This is a genomic window from Erwinia sp. V71 (assembly GCF_965644245.1).
Lineage (GTDB): Bacteria > Pseudomonadota > Gammaproteobacteria > Enterobacterales > Enterobacteriaceae > Erwinia.
The window spans coordinates 1-15,781 of sequence record NZ_CBFFRK010000051.1 but is presented as its reverse complement, the minus strand read 5'-3'; the positions used below and the strand labels follow the sequence as shown (position 1 = coordinate 15,781).

Genomic DNA, 15,781 nt, shown 5'->3' with positions numbered 1-15,781 from the left:
CAGATTAACGCTCTTCGTGAACCAGGCTGCCGCTCAGAATGCAGAACACGCCCATCAGATCCGCATGGCGGATGGTCACTTCGGTTTTTTCATTCACTTTTGGCTTGGCGTGATAAGCAATACCCAGCGATGCTGCGGCAATCATCGGCAGATCGTTGGCGCCATCGCCAATTGCCACCGTTTGCCCTTCAGCAATCTCGTATTTCTCCGCCAGCTTACGCAGGGTCTGCGCTTTAAACTGTGCATCGACAATCTGCCCCAGCACTTCACCGGTCAGCTTACCATCGCGGATTTCCAGCTCATTTGCCGCAATGGCGGACAGATGCAGCTTATCGCGCAGATACTCAGCAAAGTAGGTAAAGCCACCGGAAGCAATGGCGATATGCCAGCCCAGCGCCTGCAGTTTCTGCACCAGCTGGGTTAAGCCTGGCATTAATGGCAGCTCATCACGCACCTGCTTCAGGATATTGGCATCAGCGTCTTTCAGCGTCGCCACGCGCTGGCGCAGGCTGGCGGCAAAATCGAGCTCGCCGCGCATCGCGCGTTCGGTGACTTCCGCCACCAGCTCGCCACTACCGGCCAGTTTAGCGATCTCATCGATGCACTCGACCTGAATCGCCGTGGAATCCATATCCATCACCAGTAAGCCTGGCGTTTTCAGATGCGGAATTTTGCCCAGTGGCGCAACGTCCAGTCCGGCGTCATGTGCCAGTTTTGCCGCACGCGGCGTCAGGGAGCCCGCCAGACGGACAACATGATAATCCTCCACCGACCAGGCGCTGACAATCACCATCGCCGCCCCCAGTTGATGCTGGTACTCGGTCAGACGGTCTTTATCGAGCTCACGCCCGTAAAGCAGCCAGCCGGTACGACCGGCACGATAGTCCAGCGGCATCACTTCGTCGCCGCTTAGAGAAAGAGGTAACCCAGGCCAGAGAGAGACATCGGCAGGCAGGTCGCACCAGGTCAGACGATTTGGCATTACAGCTCCTGTAAGGGACATTCAAGGCTGTGGCAAATGACGCGGCACAACCTAACAAAACCACGCAAGAGGCTACCTTGTATGCTGCGCTTCTGGCAACATAAAGTGTCGAAAACAGCGACGTCTCCGTTGATTAATTTGAAAGGTTAGAGATGGCTAAAGCCAAACTGAAATTCCGCCTGCATCGTACCGCGATAGTCCTGATCTGCCTGGCTCTGCTGGTGGTACTGATGCAGGGCGCGTCGTGGTTCAGTCTCGGCCACCAGATGGCACGTTCCGAACAGGTGGAAGAGCTGGCGCGCACCCTGACCCGTCAGGTCGCCTTCAGCCTGACGCCGCTGATGGAAAATGGTGATGATAACCGCCAGCAGATCCAGGCGATCCTTAACCAGATGACCGATCACAGCCGTATTCTTGATGCGTCGGTGTATAACGATGACGGCACGCTGCTGGCGCGCAGCGGCGAGAATATTAATCTGCGTGACCGGCTGGCGCTCGATGGTAAGCGCGCGGGCAGCTATTTCAACCATCAGATCGTGCAACCGCTGGAGAGCAATGGCAGCCCGATGGGCTTTCTGCGCGTTACCCTGGATACGCATGTGCTGGTAACCGAAGCCAAGCAGGTGGATAACACCACCAATATTTTGCGGCTGATGATGCTGCTGGCGCTGGCCATTGGCATTATTCTCACCCGTACCCTGCTGCGTGACCGCCGTACCCGCTGGCAGCAGTCGCCGTTCCTGTTAACCGCCAGTACACCGGTGAAAGAGGATAATGAAGAAGAGGCTGAAGCGAGTGATAAAGCCAGCAGTAACGCGGTGGTGACAGAGAAGACAAACGAAAAAGCGGATTGAGTGGGATGAAAGGGAGGGTGATGGTGTTCACCCTCCCCGGCCCTCCCCCACGACGTGGGGGAGGGAGCGAGAGAATCAGGCGTTATCGCCTAACAGCACAGATTCCAGCGCGATCTTAATCATATCGTTGAAGGTCGTCTGGCGTTCTGCTGCGGTGGTCTGCTCGTGGGTACGGATATGGTCCGACACGGTGCAGATGGTCAGCGCTTTCGCACCGAATTCCGCCGCCACGCCGTAGATACCGGCCGCTTCCATTTCCACGCCCAGAATGCCGTATTTTTCCATCACATCAAACATTTGCGGGTCTGGCGTGTAGAACAGGTCTGCAGAGAAGATATTACCGACGCGGGCATCAACACCCAGGTTTTTCGCCGCATCCACTGCATTACGCACCATATCGAAATCAGCAATCGCAGCGAAGTCGTGACCTTTGAAGCGCATACGGTTCACTTTGGAGTCGGTGCAGGCGCCCATACCAATCACGATATCACGCAGTTTCACGTCGGCACGCACCGCGCCGCAGGAACCGACACGGATGATCTTCTTCACACCAAACTCGGTGATCAGCTCTTTGGTGTAGATAGAGCAGGATGGAATACCCATACCGTGACCCATTACGGAGATCTTACGGCCTTTGTAGGTGCCGGTGTAACCCAGCATGCCGCGCACGTTATTCACTTCAACGGCGTTTTCCAGGAAGGTTTCCGCAATATGTTTTGCACGCAGTGGATCGCCCGGCATCAGTACCACGTCAGCGAAATCACCCATCTCAGCGTTAATATGAGGCGTTGCCATCTTTTTATCCTTATTCAGTCGATTCAGTCGTCTGTGTTGCTGCGATCACAGCATCGTTTTGCCATATTCCATAGCGGAAAGGCCAAAGTATTTCGCTACCGTCTGGCCGATATCGGCGAAAGTGTCGCGGTAACCCAAGTCGCCCGGCTTCACTTTCGGTCCGTAAATCAGCACCGGAATGTGCTCACGGGTATGGTCGGTGCCATGCCAGCTTGGGTCGCAACCATGGTCAGCGGTCAGGATCAGAATGTCATCCTCTTTCACCAGCGCCATCAGCTCTGGCAGGCGACGGTCAAACAGTTCCAGCCCGCCCGCATAACCGGCGATATCACGGCGATGCCCCCAGACCGCGTCAAAATCGACGAAGTTGGTGAACACGATGGAATTGTCCGGTGCGGAAGCCATCTCTTTTACCGTAGCGTCAAACAATGCATCGAGGCCGTTCGCTTTCACCTTTTTGGTGATGCCAACATGCGCATAGATATCCGCGATTTTACCCACCGAAATCACGTCGCCGCCCTTTTCATCCACCAGTTTTTTCAGGATGGTCGGCGCAGGCGGTTCTACCGCCAGGTCGCGACGGTTGCCGGTACGCTGGAAGTGACCCGCTTTGTCGCCGACAAACGGACGCGCAATCACGCGGCCAATGTTGTAGCCACCGTCTGTCAGCTCTTCACGGGCGATCTCACACAGCTCATACAACCGATCCAGGCCAAAGGTCTCTTCATGGCAGGCAATCTGGAATACGGAATCCGCCGAGGTATAGAAAATCGGCTTGCCGGTTTTCATATGCTCTTCGCCCAGATCGTCGAGCACCACGGTGCCGGACGAGTGGCAATTGCCGAGATAGCCCGGCAGCCCCGCGCGTTCAACCAGTTTATCCAGCAGTTCCTGCGGGAAGCTGTTTTGCGTATCGGAGAAGTAACCCCAGTCAAACAGCACCGGCACACCGGCGATTTCCCAGTGACCCGACGGCGTGTCTTTGCCGGAGGAAATTTCGCTGGCATAAGCATAAGCGCCAATAATTTCAGCGTTTTTATCCAGGCCCGGCGGGAAGGTGCCCGTTGAGGCTTCTGCAGCCTTACCCAGTCCCAGCGCCGTTAAGTTAGGCAGATGCAGCGGCCCCTTACGGTTGATATCCGCTTCACCTTTGAAGCATGCCTCAGCAATGTGGCCGAGCGTGTCCGAGCCCTTATCACCGAACTTATCGGCGTCTTTACTGGCGCCGATTCCAAAGGAATCGAGCACCATGATAAATGCACGTTTCATCCTGCTCTCCTGCGTATCCACGCGATGAGGATTAAAAAAAAGCGATCAGAATAGTATGCCGCTTATTCGTTAATTCTGCGATAGATAATCGGCGTTTTCTCCGGCGCAACATCCGTGATGGTGATGGCCGCTTTCAGCGACTGCGCCGCTTCCTGCCAGCTGGCTTCACTGGCGGCATGGATGATCGCCAGCGGACGCTGACCGTCCACGCTGTCGCCCAGCTGCGCCATCTCGCTCAGCCCCACGCTGTAATCAATGCTGTCGCTGGCACGACGACGACCGCCGCCCATCGCCACTACCGCCATTCCCAGCGCACGGGTGTCCATCGCGCTGACAATGCCAGGCCGGTCGGCATATACCGCTTTACTCAGCATCGGTGCAGGCAGATAGCGATCCACATGGTCAATAAAGTCCGCCGGCCCCTGCTGCGCGGCAACCATACGCGCAAATACCTCTGCCGCTTTGCCGTTATCCAGCACCGCCTGCAGTTTGCTACGCGCTTCAGCGTCATCTTTCGCCAGTGAGCCGGAAATCAGCATCTCGCTGCACAGCGCCATGGTCACTTCCAGCAGGCGCGGATTGCGGTATTCGCCAGTCAGGAACTGCACCGCTTCACGCACTTCCAGCGCATTACCGGCACTGGAAGCCAGCACCTGGTTCATATCCGTCAGCAGTGCAGTCGTTTTGCAGCCCGCGCCATTCGCAACGCCAACAATCGCCTGTGCCAGCAGCTCTGACTGCTCAAACGTCGGCATAAAGGCACCTGACCCCACTTTGACATCCATCACCAGCGCATCCAGCCCTTCGGCCAGCTTTTTCGCCAGAATCGAGGCCGTGATCAGTGGGATCGAATCCACCGTGGCAGTAATATCGCGGGTGGCATAGAAGCGCTTATCGGCGGGCGCCAGCGAGTTGGTCTGGCCGATAATTGCCACGCCCACCTCTTTGATAATGCTGCGGAAACGGTCATCCTGCGGGAAGATATCGAAACCCGGGATCGCTTCCAGCTTATCCAGCGTGCCACCGGTATGGCCGAGGCCACGACCAGAGATCATCGGTACATAGCCGCCACAAGCCGCCACCATCGGCCCCAGCATCAGTGATGTCACATCACCCACGCCGCCAGTGGAGTGTTTATCCACCACCGGACCGTTCAGGTTCAGGGATTGCCAGTTGAGCACGGTTCCCGAATCGCGCATCGCCATGGTCAGCGCCACGCGCTCCGCCAGCAACATATCGTGGAAATAAATGGTCATCGCCAGTGCGGCGATCTGCCCTTCCGAGACGCTGTTGTCGCGTACACCGTTAATAAAAAAGCGAATCTCCTCGTCGCTCAGTGGCAGGCCATCGCGTTTTTTACGGATAATTTCTTGCGGCAAAAACAAGGTAACCCCCTGTTTACAGAGATGAGCAGGCGGCACGGTGGCCGCCGTGGAAATTAATAACCGGACTGGCTGGTCGCGGTGTGATGACCTGCTGCATTCAGCAGGCTGGCTAACAGGCTTGATGCGCCAAAGCGGAAGTGACGCGCATCGGCCCAGTCACTGCCCAGCAGATCATCCGCCAGCTTCAGGTAGATAGCCGCGTCTTCCGCAGTACGCACGCCACCAGCAGGTTTGAAACCGACCTGCGCTTTGACGCCTTTATCACGAATCACCTGCATCATGATTTGCGCCACTTCAGGCGTGGCGTTGACCGGCACTTTACCGGTGGAGGTTTTAATAAAATCTGCGCCTGCATCAATGGCGATTTCGGAAGCCTGACGGATCAGCGCCGTCTCTTTCAGCTCACCGGTTTCGATAATCACTTTCAGCAGCACGTTTGCCGCCGCACAGGCTTCTTTACAGGCTTTCACCAGTTCAAAACCGACCTGGCTGTTACCGGCCATCAGCGCGCGATACGGGAACACCACATCCACTTCATCGGCACCGTAAGCAATCGCCGCACGGGTTTCCGCCAGCGCGATCTCAATATCGTCGTTGCCGTGCGGGAAGTTGGTGACGGTAGCAATGCGGATTTCCGGCGTCCCCTGCTCACGCAGCGTTTTGCAGGCAATCGGGATAAAGCGCGGATAAATGCAGATGGCGGCGGTATTGCCGGCCGGTGATTTCGCCTGGTGACACAGTGCGATCACTTTGGCATCGGTATCATCATCGTTCAGGGTGGTCAGATCCATCAGTTTCAGCGCGCGCAGCGCCGCAGCGGTTACATCAGTCATGCTACTCTCCGAAAAGGTTTAGTGAGCCAACAACAATGTTACTATTCTAACAATAACCACGGCACATTGATGTGCATTGACTCACAGACAAGGCAAGAAACGGTTGTCACCATGTTATCTTTTCTGTCAGAAAATTCATACCCAAACGCAGATAAAAGCCATCCCAAAATAAAAAAGCAGCGATAAGACACGCTTACCACGGCGATGTGACAATTTTCACATATACTGGTTACAGCGCGAGGAATACCCCGGCAATCGAGGCGCTCATCAGATTCGATAACGTCCCCGCGATCACCGCTTTAATCCCGAGTTTAGCAATATCATGACGACGATTTGGCGCCATACTGCCGAGACCACCAATCAGGATGGCAATCGACGACAGGTTAGCAAAGCCACACAACGCAAAGGAGATGATCGCTTTAGTGTGGTCCGACAGCACCTGCAGTCCTGCCGCCACAACCGTGGCATCATCTTTCAGATAAGCACCGAAGTTCAGATAAGCGACAAACTCATTCACAATCAGCTTCTGGCCGATAAATGACCCCGCCACCATCGCTTCTTCCCATGGCACACCGATCAGGAAAGCCACAGGCGCAAACAGATAGCCGAGGATCAGCTCCAGCGACAGCTGCGGGTAGTTAAACCAGCCGCCAACGCCAGAGAGAATACCGTTCAGCAGCGCGATCAGCGCAACGAAGGCCAGCAGCATCGCACCCACATTCAGCGCCAGCTGCATACCGGAAGAGGCGCCTGCGGCTGCGGCATCCAGCACATTCGACGGCTTATCATCCTGAGCGACCATCTCATCAGCATCACGGGTATCCTGGCGTGCTTCCGTTTCCGGGATCAGCAGTTTTGCGAACAACAGACCACCCGGTGCCGCCATAAACGACGCCGCGATCAGATACTCCAGTGGAACGCCCATCTGCGCATAACCCGCCAGCACCGAACCGGCGACTGAAGCCAGGCCACCGCACATCACCGCAAACAGTTCCGAGCGCGTCATAGTGGCGATATACGGTCGTACCACCAGCGGCGCTTCTGTCTGGCCGACAAAAATATTGGCAGTTGCTGACAGCGACTCAGTACGGGAGGTTCCCAGCAGCTTCTGAATACCCCCACCCAGCAGACGGATGACCCACTGCATAATGCCGAGGTAATAGAGCACCGCGATCAGGGAAGAGAAAAAGACAATGATTGGCAGTACGCGCAGGGCAAAAACAAAACCGCCGCCGCCGAACACTTCAAACATTTTATCTGACACCAGGCCGCCAAAAATAAACGACACGCCCTGATTGCCGTAGGCGATCACACTGGATACCCCGGCAGACATTGCCATCAACACGCTGCGTCCAGCCGGGACATAGAGCACGAGAGCACCAATACCAACCTGCAGGACGAACGCCCATATCACAGTACGTAAATTGATGGCTCTGCGATTAGAAGACAGCAGGACGGCAAACAGAATGAGCGCCCCCATGCCAATAAGGCCTATAAGAAGTTGCATAAATTCCCTCAAGGTAATGAAAAACAGCATGGAGAAGCGCTGTTAAGGCGTGTCCGCGGTAATAGCCCCGGAATAAGCGCGGCAATTATAGCGGCAGAAGTGGCCCTGCCTGTTAATCGGTATCACAGAAAATTACAAATGGAAGCAAACGAAAAACTGATAAAGTGACTTTCGTCACATTTTTAGATGCCAAATACCCGACGGGTATTCTGCCGGAGGGTTTCAGCGAGCAGTTCTGGCGCCTCACTGCGCAGTTCACACAGCACCTGCCAGACATTAAAAACGCGTTCAGGGCGATTGGGTTGTCCCTGAAAACCTGATAACGGCATATCCGGTGCATCCGTTTCCAGCAGCAGTGTGCTGAGTGGTAAACGGGCGATGGTCTCACGGGTTTTGCTGGCGCGCGGATAAGTGATGGTGCCGCCTACACCGATGGCATATCCCAGTTTAATAAAGTTTTCTGCCTGCTGCAGACTGCCAGCAAAGCCATGCACCACGCCGCAACGCGGCACCTCGATGCGTTTTAAATGCATTGCCAGCTGGTCGTGGGTACGACGCGAATGCAGGATCACCGGCAGCTGATACTCTCGCGCCAGCCGCAGCTGGGCATCCAGTAACGCCAGCTGCTTATCGAACTGTGGGTTTTCGATATACAGATCGAGCCCCATTTCACCGATCGCCACCAGTTTGGGCGGCTTTTGTTGCAAATATTGCTCAAGCAACGCCAGAGCCGACTCGTCATGCTCTGCAGTCGCCATCGGATGCAGACCAAGCGCGGCATAGAGTGGAGTGTATTGTTCAGCCAGCGCCAGCACGCCCGCAAAGCGGGAAGCGGCAACGGCCGGGACAATGATTTTCTCCACACCGGCGCTGGCCGCGCGCTGCAGGCTGTCGCTCTCCTCTCCGCTGAACGGAGGAAAATCGAAATGGCAGTGGGTATCAACAAAATGCATGCCGGCATCTCTGAGTCAGAATCCTGGTTATGCGGGGAGTTATAACACTGGCGGGGAAGGGATGACAAACCTGCAGCATAACGGAGAGCACAAGGCTCTCCGTTATCAGATGCTATCGAATCACACGTTCGACTTAACCATGTCGTCTATGGCCGTTTACGCCCGGTAAACAGGCTGACGAGGAACAGGATAATACCGACCACAAAGACAATTTTTGCTGCCCATGCTGCGGTACCCGCTAATGAGCCAAAACCTAATGCGGCGGCAATCAGCGCAATGATCAGGAAAATAATACCCCAACGAAACATAAGCCTCTCCTTTACCATAGTGAAGATCGAACTGCTTATTTGTTGCCATTCGGGAGACAGCTCTCCCACGAATGTCTTTTGTTGTTACGGGCAACATCCGTGTCGCGGCTTCATTGATGAAGCCATGGTGATTATGGTTTAACCACCAGATCGTTCTTAACGCTTTTCACACCGTTAATCGCTTTCGCAATACCTTCGGCGCGTTCTGACTGCGCCTGATTCTCAACCGTACCAGAAAGCTGCACGACGCCATCCGTCGTTTCCACTTTCACCTTGCGTGACGGCACAATGTCATCTGCTAATAGTTTAGCTTTAATTTCACTGGTCGTTGCCGCGTCACCCGCGTAACTACTTACGGATGATGTCTTGCTGTCTCTGACATGCAGTTTGTCACTGACTGACTTCAGCCTTCCACGCTCTTCGCCAGCGTCACCGCTTTTTCGGCCTGATCCTGCGAGGTCACAAAACCGCTCAGCGTCACCACGCCAGCATCCGTTTTCACGGAGATATCGGTGCTTTTAATCGCACTGTCGTCCACCAGCGCCGCTTTCACTTTCGCGGTAACGGCACTGTCATCCATGTAATTACCGGCTTTTTTCATAGAACTATCGATTTTTGAACCGGTGCTTTCCGCTGTGGTAGAGGCTTTCTCACTCAGGGTTTGTTCCGCCAGGGCAGAACCACTCAGCAATGCTGAACCCATCAGTAAAGCCATCATGGTTTTGGTCATCTTTGTTTTGTTCATCGATATATTCCTTCTATCCGGGGAGTCACTCACACCTGTGAGCCTTACCGCTCGCAGCGGTATTACGACAGAACGGGCATCGCAAAAAGCAACACAAATCAACGCCCGACAAGATAATCATAGTCAGGAATCAGGTTTTTTCCGGTTTTTGTGGTTTAAAAGCGGGAAACAGCGTCAGAAAAGAGTGTTTTTAGGAGGAGTCTGTGTCTCTGGCGGAGGCATCGGTGAACAGCAGCAACAGTAACAATAGCAGATAAAAAAGCGCTGACCGGGCAGATCCGGTCAGCGCTTCATTTACAGGCAGAACAGAATTAGTGTTCGCGTGTTTTGTGGAATACCACGTCAGGATAACGTTCCTGCGTGATATTCAGGTTGACCATGGTCGGCGCGATATAGGTCAGGTTATCGCCGCCATCCAGTGCCAGGTTCACTTCGTTCTTGCGCTGGAATTCGTCGAATTTCTTCGCATCTTTGCATTCCACCCAGCGGGCCGTCGAGACGTTTACTGACTCATAAATCGCTTCGACATTGTACTCGCTTTTCAGACGCGCCACGACCACATCAAACTGCAGCACACCGACGGCACCCACAATCAGATCGTTATTGCTGACCGGACGGAATACCTGTACCGCACCCTCTTCCGACAGCTGAACCAGACCTTTCAGCAGCTGTTTCTGCTTCAGTGGATCGCGCAGGCGGATACGGCGGAACAGCTCAGGGGCGAAGTTCGGGATACCGGTGAACTTCATATTCTCACCCTGGGTAAAGGTGTCGCCAATCTGAATCGTTCCATGGTTGTGCAGGCCAATAATATCGCCCGGGAAAGCTTCTTCGACGTGCGCACGGTCACCGGCCATAAAGGTCAGCGCATCAGAGATCACCACATCTTTGCCGATACGTACATGGCGCAGCTTCATGCCTTTCTCATATTTGCCGGACACCACGCGCATAAAGGCAACGCGATCGCGGTGTTTCGGGTCCATATTGGCCTGAATCTTAAACACAAAGCCGGAAAACTTGTCATCGGCAGCGGTCACGGTACGGGCATCGGTCACGCGTGGCATTGGCGCTGGCGCCCACTCCACCAGACCATCCAGCATATGATCGACACCAAAGTTACCCAGTGCAGTACCGAAGAATACCGGAGTCAGCTGACCATCGAGGAAAGCTTCTTTTTCGAACTCATGGGAAGCCCCCTGCACCAGTTCAAGCTCATCACGCAGCTGCTTCGCCAGATCTTCACCCACCGCCGTATCCAGATCCGGGTTATTCAGACCTTTAACAATGCGAACTTCCTGAATAGTATGACCCTGGCCGCTCTGATACAGGTAGGTTTCATCTTTGTAGAGATGGTAAACCCCTTTAAACAGCTTACCGCAGCCAATCGGCCAGGTAATCGGCGCACAGGCGATTTTCAGCTCGCTTTCCACTTCATCCAGCAACTCCATAGGGTCGCGGATATCACGGTCAAGCTTGTTCATAAAGGTCAGGATCGGCGTGTCACGCAGACGGGTAACTTCCATCAGCTTACGGGTACGATCTTCAACACCTTTCGCCGCATCGATAACCATCAGACAGCAGTCCACCGCCGTCAGGGTACGGTAGGTATCTTCCGAGAAGTCTTCGTGTCCGGGGGTATCAAGCAGGTTGACCAGGCTCTCGCGATACGGGAACTGCATCACCGAGGTGGTGATCGAAATACCACGCTGCTTCTCCATTTCCATCCAGTCGGACTTGGCGTGCTGACTGGAACCACGGCCTTTCACCGTACCCGCGGTCTGGATCGCCTGTCCGAACAGCAGCACTTTTTCAGTGATGGTGGTTTTACCGGCATCGGGGTGTGAAATAATGGCAAAAGTGCGGCGACGAGCCACCTCTTGCATAAAAGGTGCATTTGACATCGGGAATCTTCTGGTCTGATGCTGGAGGGCGGCAGACAGCCGCCATCACAGACAATTTAAATCAATGGCCGGCATTTTCGCCGATCCGCGGGCTATAAACAATGCAGAATGCCGCTTAATTCTTGCAACTGGTCGACGGCTGCGCCGAGTTCAGAGTGATCAACACCTTGGTGTAGTGATCGGCAATCACCTGATGCATCAGCGTGCCAGTGATCCGATAGCAGCCATTCGGTTTCACCTGCCCTTTTGCGGCGAGGATCTGCAACTCGGTCACATTGCTTTCTGCTTCGCTATCCGGGTCTTCGTTCGGCGTATTCGGCGCCGGGTTGACGGTAATCGGGTTGTCCAGATGCAGTACCGGCACATACACTTTTTTATCGTCAGGGCCATCGCCATAGTTTGGCGGACCATCAAATTGTTGCATATCAACGTAACCTTCCAGCGTTACCACTGCAGGCTGATACTGCAGCGCTTCAGCGGCCTTTGCGGGCAGTGAGGCACAGGCAAAGAGAGCGGCCAGTGAAAATGCCAGGGATAAAGGAGTTAACGTGCACCAGGAATGCAGGTTGGTTGTTTTCATGGTTGTGACTCGGTTGCAGATGCCGTTGGGTTGCCGATACTACAGCATCAAGTGCGGGGGTTTTCAACTGTTGACGAGGCATGAGCCGTTAGCGTGAAAAGAGAAATTTCATCTCAGTACGCCTGAGCTACTATGCAGAATCACCGTTCCAATGGATGGTAACGGCCATCAGTGGAACCAGCATCCGTATATAACATGTAAGTCTCTTTACTTATCTTAAATCTAAACAGGAACACTGATGTATTTGGATCACCACCACATACTGGATGTTTTCGGTTCTCTCTGACACTCACAATAAAATAACCAGGATCTTTTACTCCATCATAATCATAAGCAAGGCAGGGATCGGCCAAATTCGTGAGATGATGATCACGGATAGCATGATATACAGCCATAATAGCCATACTTTTAGGGAAGGTGCGATTTAATCATTCAAAGTTCTGTTCATGACTACAATGATTGCCGCTCATCTATCGTTTTCAGTGTTTTGGGCGGTTCTTTGTTCATTTACCATACGATGACAGGACGAAAAAATGGTTCCCATCGAATTAATCGCACCTTCCTTAAGAAGGGATCTGAGCGTGAAGAATGTCGACCAGCAAAGGTGTCCCGTTTGCTGGTCGCACAAAGCAGGTGGTTTAGTCCTGCAGCAGGCGGGCTAATTCATGCAGCGAGGCGACTTGCCAGTCAGGCGTAATCCCTTCGGGCTGCGGACGGTTATCCGCATTCAGCCAGCAGGTCGCGAAGCCAGCATTGATACCGCCAAGAATATCCGAATCCGGATTATCACCCACCATCATCACGCGTTCGCGTGGTGGCTGGCCCATTTTCGCCAGGGCGTAATCAAAGATCGCCGGGTGCGGTTTAGCGTGACCGACCTGCTCCGAGATCACCAGCAGATCGAAATACTCCAGCAGCCCGGTGCGCTCCAGACGTGCCTGTTGCAGCGCAGTGAAACCGTTGGTGATGATGCCCATTTTTACCCGGCCTTTCAGCAGTTTCATCAAACTGACTGCGCCTTCCAGCGGCACACAGATCTCTGCCATCGCACTGAGGAAATCGCGATTCAGCGCCTGCGCTTCCACCTGAAGCTTATCCGCCCAGCCCTGGAAACGCTGATGCTGGAGTTGCAGCGCGCTGATCACGCCATTCTGATACTCCACCCACAGCGGCTTGTTAATGGCCTGGTAGTCATCATAATCGGCTGCGGTGAACTGCACGTCATAATCGTGAAACATGCGCTGCAGACCGGCAAAGGCGTCAAAGTGGAACAACGTGTCATCAGCGTCGAATAAGATCCAGTCCCAGTTAGTTAACATCGTCTCGTCAAATCCTGTTTTGTCTGCCTGCGGGAATGCCACTACAGAGTTAAAGCCATGATCAGCGCGTCTTCGCGCCCGTCAGCGGTGGGGTAGTAATTTTTACGTACGGAAACTTCATTGAACTCCAGCTGCTCATACAGGGCGATGGCGGCGTGGTTAGAGGCTCGCACTTCCAGCCACAGAGTCAACACTTCACGTTCGGTGAGCTCAGCAATCAGATGCTGCAGCAGCTGGCGCGCCAGCCCGCGGCGCTGGAAAGCCGGGTCGACCGCGATATTAAACAGCGTGGCCTCATCCAGCACCACTTGCGTAATGGCAAATCCGGCCATCGCGCCGTCCACTTCCAGCTGATAATTGAGATAACGCACCCCCTGATTGCTGGTGAAGGTGCTCTCCGCCCACGGAAAAGCGTGGCAGCGCTGCTCAATGGCATAAGCGCGTTTAAGGTCGTTCGCTGTGAGTAAAGAAATCTGATTCATAATTGCAGATCTGCTGCCAGAGCGCGCGTTTGGCGCTGGCATTATAGTAGAGCTCATCAAGAGCCGGCGTCGCCAGCTGTGCGCCTGTGAAGGTCAGCGGCATATCGGTGCCCAAACGCCAGCTGGCGCAGCGGCAATCATCGGGCAGCATCGCCAGCTGATCCGGCGTCAGGCTAACCGTATCCTGTGGTGCAATACCCAGCGCGCGCAGCACGTCACTGACCAGCGGTTCCTCCGGCGAGGGCGGCGCGTCAGCAATAATCACCAGGCGCGTCTGCGCTGGCAGCGAGAGTGCGACCTCGCCCTGCAGGGCGCGCGGACGCCTCAGCACATACTGCGTAATGCCCATTTGTTGTAATAACCAGTCACGTCTGGTGGACATCGGTTCTCGCCTGGTGGTTCGTATGGAGGGCATATGCTAGCAAAACCATCGAACATGAGCCAACAAAGCACTATAATCCCCGCTTCGATTAGTAAGGAGCCATCCGATGTCCGCTTTTACCCCGGCCAGTGAAGTTATTCTGCGCCACAGTGATGAATTTATTGCCCGCCGCGTGCTGTTTGCTGGCGATCTGCAGGATGACCTGCCCGCACAGCTGGAAACGGCACTGAGTAAAGTTCATACCCAGCAATACCATCACTGGCAGAACCTGAGCCGCGCTATGGGCGAACATGCGCAGTACAGCCTGGTCGCCAGCGCCGATATGGTGAGCGACTGCGATACTCTGGTGTATTACTGGCCGAAGAATAAGCCGGAAGCCCAGTTCCAGCTGCAGAACCTGCTGTCACTGCTGCCAGTGGGCTGCGATATTTTTGTTATTGGCGAAAACCGCAGCGGCGTACGCAGTGCGGAGCAGATGCTCGCGCCATGGGCAACGCTGAGCAAAATCGACAGCGCGCGTCGCTGTGGCCTGTATCACGGCCGTCTCGACAGTCTGCCAGCCTTCAATGCCGACAGCTTCTGGGGCGAGTATGCGCTGGATGATCTCACCATTAAAACCCTGCCGGGCGTCTTCAGCCGCGATGGTCTGGATATTGGCAGCGATCTGCTGCTGTCCACCTTTACGCCGCATACCAAAGGCAAAGTGCTGGATGTCGGCTGTGGTGCAGGCGTGCTGGCAACCCTGCTGGCGAGCCATTCGCCAAAAGTGCGCCTGTGGCTGACCGATGTCAGCGCTGCCGCTATCGAAGCCAGTAAGGCCACACTGGCAGCGAATCAGCTGGAAGGCGAAGTGTTCGCCAGTAACGTCTATTCTGACGTCACAGGCCGTTTCGATATGATTATCTCCAACCCACCGTTCCATGATGGCATGCAGACCAGCCTGGATGCGGCGCAGACGCTGATTCGCGGCGCGGCGAAACACCTGAATAACGGTGGTGAACTGCGTATTGTTGCCAACGCCTTCCTGCCGTACCCGAATATTCTCGACGAAACGTTCGGCAGCCACGAAGTGCTGGCGCAAACCGGGCGTTTCAAGGTGTATCGCGCAGTACAGGGTCGCGGCGGAAAATTCCGCTAATTTGCTCATATTTGGGCCAGTACGCACAGTTATCGTCATGGAAATGTTGCTTTTTCCAGCAGTCATTCCATGACGACGAAATATCTGTTGACGTCCCCGGTAAATCCTCTAGAATGCGCCTCCGTGGTTGCAATACTGGTGAAACAGTATTTCGGTACGCGAAGGTGGCGGAATTGGTAGACGCGCTAGCTTCAGGTGTTAGTGTCCTTACGGACGTGAGGGTTCAAGTCCCTCTCTTCGCACCAACAACCATGACATTGCTGTGCATTTGACGCGAAGGTGGCGGAATTGGTAGACGCGCTAGCTTCAGGTGTTAGTGTTCTTACGGACGTGAGGGTTCAAGTCCCT

Annotated in this window: 16 protein-coding genes, 1 tRNA gene and 1 pseudogene; 4 read left to right on the top strand and 14 right to left on the bottom strand. The window is 54.6% G+C overall.

All coding sequences use genetic code 11. The features are described from left to right. Positions 1-4 precede the first annotated feature (4 nt). Positions 5-982, bottom strand: coding sequence for a phosphoserine phosphatase (gene serB, locus ACSZO1_RS12335; RefSeq protein WP_437612929.1), 978 nt, complete (start codon positions 980-982; stop codon positions 5-7). A gap of 152 nt (positions 983-1,134) precedes the next feature. Between serB and ACSZO1_RS12330 the strand changes: the two genes are divergently transcribed. Next, positions 1,135-1,836 carry a YtjB family periplasmic protein gene (locus tag ACSZO1_RS12330; protein ID WP_437612927.1) on the top strand — a complete coding sequence of 234 codons (702 nt, stop codon included), beginning with the start codon at positions 1,135-1,137 and terminating at the stop codon, positions 1,834-1,836. 75 nt (positions 1,837-1,911) lie between these two features. Here the strand turns inward: ACSZO1_RS12330 and deoD are convergent, their stop codons facing one another. From deoD to osmY, 8 genes and pseudogenes are all read right to left on the bottom strand, one after another. Then, on the bottom strand, positions 1,912-2,631 hold the full coding sequence (gene deoD / locus ACSZO1_RS12325; protein ID WP_437612926.1) for a purine-nucleoside phosphorylase: 720 nt from the start codon (positions 2,629-2,631) through the stop codon (positions 1,912-1,914). Between the two features lie 45 nt (positions 2,632-2,676). Then, entirely contained in the window at positions 2,677-3,900 is a 1,224-nt protein-coding gene (gene deoB, locus ACSZO1_RS12320; protein WP_437612924.1) for a phosphopentomutase, read from the bottom strand. A 62-nt stretch (positions 3,901-3,962) separates the two neighbouring features. Then, entirely contained in the window at positions 3,963-5,285 is a 1,323-nt protein-coding gene (gene deoA, locus ACSZO1_RS12315) for a thymidine phosphorylase (protein ID WP_437612922.1), read from the bottom strand. Positions 5,286-5,338: 53 nt separating this feature from the next. Next, entirely contained in the window at positions 5,339-6,118 is a 780-nt protein-coding gene (gene deoC, locus ACSZO1_RS12310; RefSeq protein ID WP_437612920.1) for a deoxyribose-phosphate aldolase, read from the bottom strand. A gap of 229 nt (positions 6,119-6,347) precedes the next feature. Beyond that, entirely contained in the window at positions 6,348-7,625 is a 1,278-nt protein-coding gene (locus ACSZO1_RS12305) for a NupC/NupG family nucleoside CNT transporter (RefSeq protein ID WP_437612918.1), read from the bottom strand. Positions 7,626-7,807: 182 nt separating this feature from the next. Continuing rightward, positions 7,808-8,578: a TatD family hydrolase gene (locus tag ACSZO1_RS12300; protein ID WP_437612916.1), complete on the bottom strand. Its 771-nt coding sequence runs from the start codon at positions 8,576-8,578 to the stop codon at positions 7,808-7,810. A gap of 146 nt (positions 8,579-8,724) precedes the next feature. Further along, complete coding sequence (locus ACSZO1_RS12295; RefSeq protein ID WP_437612914.1) at positions 8,725-8,886, bottom strand: DUF1328 domain-containing protein; 162 nt, start codon at positions 8,884-8,886, stop codon at positions 8,725-8,727. 131 nt (positions 8,887-9,017) lie between these two features. Further along, a pseudogene (gene osmY / locus ACSZO1_RS12290) lies at positions 9,018-9,631 on the bottom strand (molecular chaperone OsmY). 37 nt (positions 9,632-9,668) lie between these two features. Here osmY and ACSZO1_RS12285 point away from each other — a divergent pair. After that, the gene (locus ACSZO1_RS12285; RefSeq protein ID WP_437612912.1) at positions 9,669-9,875 is read left to right on the top strand and encodes a hypothetical protein; all 207 of its coding nucleotides are present in this window, start codon (positions 9,669-9,671) and stop codon (positions 9,873-9,875) included. 67 nt (positions 9,876-9,942) lie between these two features. On the opposite strand, the gene prfC is transcribed toward ACSZO1_RS12285, so the two are convergent. The 5 genes from prfC to ACSZO1_RS12260 form a co-directional block, all read right to left on the bottom strand. After that, entirely contained in the window at positions 9,943-11,532 is a 1,590-nt protein-coding gene (gene prfC, locus ACSZO1_RS12280; protein ID WP_437612910.1) for a peptide chain release factor 3, read from the bottom strand. Between the two features lie 115 nt (positions 11,533-11,647). Then, positions 11,648-12,112: a hypothetical protein gene (locus ACSZO1_RS12275; RefSeq protein WP_437612908.1), complete on the bottom strand. Its 465-nt coding sequence runs from the start codon at positions 12,110-12,112 to the stop codon at positions 11,648-11,650. Between the two features lie 638 nt (positions 12,113-12,750). After that, positions 12,751-13,431: a pyrimidine 5'-nucleotidase gene (yjjG, locus tag ACSZO1_RS12270; protein ID WP_437612906.1), complete on the bottom strand. Its 681-nt coding sequence runs from the start codon at positions 13,429-13,431 to the stop codon at positions 12,751-12,753. Between the two features lie 41 nt (positions 13,432-13,472). Continuing rightward, positions 13,473-13,913: a ribosomal protein S18-alanine N-acetyltransferase gene (gene rimI / locus ACSZO1_RS12265; RefSeq protein WP_437612904.1), complete on the bottom strand. Its 441-nt coding sequence runs from the start codon at positions 13,911-13,913 to the stop codon at positions 13,473-13,475. Further along, entirely contained in the window at positions 13,876-14,295 is a 420-nt protein-coding gene (locus ACSZO1_RS12260; protein ID WP_437612902.1) for a DNA polymerase III subunit psi, read from the bottom strand. The genes rimI and ACSZO1_RS12260 overlap by 38 nt, the downstream gene beginning before the upstream one ends. 106 nt (positions 14,296-14,401) lie before the next feature. On the opposite strand from ACSZO1_RS12260, the gene rsmC reads away from it, so the two are divergent. Together rsmC and ACSZO1_RS12250 are read left to right on the top strand one after the other, a co-directional pair. Next, on the top strand, positions 14,402-15,433 hold the full coding sequence (rsmC, locus tag ACSZO1_RS12255; RefSeq protein WP_437612900.1) for a 16S rRNA (guanine(1207)-N(2))-methyltransferase RsmC: 1,032 nt from the start codon (positions 14,402-14,404) through the stop codon (positions 15,431-15,433). A 158-nt stretch (positions 15,434-15,591) separates the two neighbouring features. Then, positions 15,592-15,678, top strand: a tRNA-Leu gene (locus ACSZO1_RS12250). Positions 15,679-15,781 lie beyond the last annotated feature (103 nt).

Coding starts and splice junctions, on each gene's coding strand:
- serB (WP_437612929.1), bottom strand. CDS start 982: ATGCCAAATCGTCTGACCTGGTGCGACCTGCCTGCCGATGTCTCTCTC.
- ACSZO1_RS12330 (WP_437612927.1), top strand. CDS start 1,135: ATGGCTAAAGCCAAACTGAAATTCCGCCTGCATCGTACCGCGATAGTC.
- deoD (WP_437612926.1), bottom strand. CDS start 2,631: ATGGCAACGCCTCATATTAACGCTGAGATGGGTGATTTCGCTGACGTG.
- deoB (WP_437612924.1), bottom strand. CDS start 3,900: ATGAAACGTGCATTTATCATGGTGCTCGATTCCTTTGGAATCGGCGCC.
- deoC (WP_437612920.1), bottom strand. CDS start 6,118: ATGACTGATGTAACCGCTGCGGCGCTGCGCGCGCTGAAACTGATGGAT.
- ACSZO1_RS12305 (WP_437612918.1), bottom strand. CDS start 7,625: ATGCAACTTCTTATAGGCCTTATTGGCATGGGGGCGCTCATTCTGTTT.
- ACSZO1_RS12300 (WP_437612916.1), bottom strand. CDS start 8,578: ATGCATTTTGTTGATACCCACTGCCATTTCGATTTTCCTCCGTTCAGC.
- ACSZO1_RS12295 (WP_437612914.1), bottom strand. CDS start 8,886: ATGTTTCGTTGGGGTATTATTTTCCTGATCATTGCGCTGATTGCCGCC.
- prfC (WP_437612910.1), bottom strand. CDS start 11,532: ATGTCAAATGCACCTTTTATGCAAGAGGTGGCTCGTCGCCGCACTTTT.
- ACSZO1_RS12275 (WP_437612908.1), bottom strand. CDS start 12,112: ATGAAAACAACCAACCTGCATTCCTGGTGCACGTTAACTCCTTTATCC.
- yjjG (WP_437612906.1), bottom strand. CDS start 13,431: ATGTTAACTAACTGGGACTGGATCTTATTCGACGCTGATGACACGTTG.
- rimI (WP_437612904.1), bottom strand. CDS start 13,913: ATGAATCAGATTTCTTTACTCACAGCGAACGACCTTAAACGCGCTTAT.
- ACSZO1_RS12260 (WP_437612902.1), bottom strand. CDS start 14,295: ATGTCCACCAGACGTGACTGGTTATTACAACAAATGGGCATTACGCAG.
- rsmC (WP_437612900.1), top strand. CDS start 14,402: ATGTCCGCTTTTACCCCGGCCAGTGAAGTTATTCTGCGCCACAGTGAT.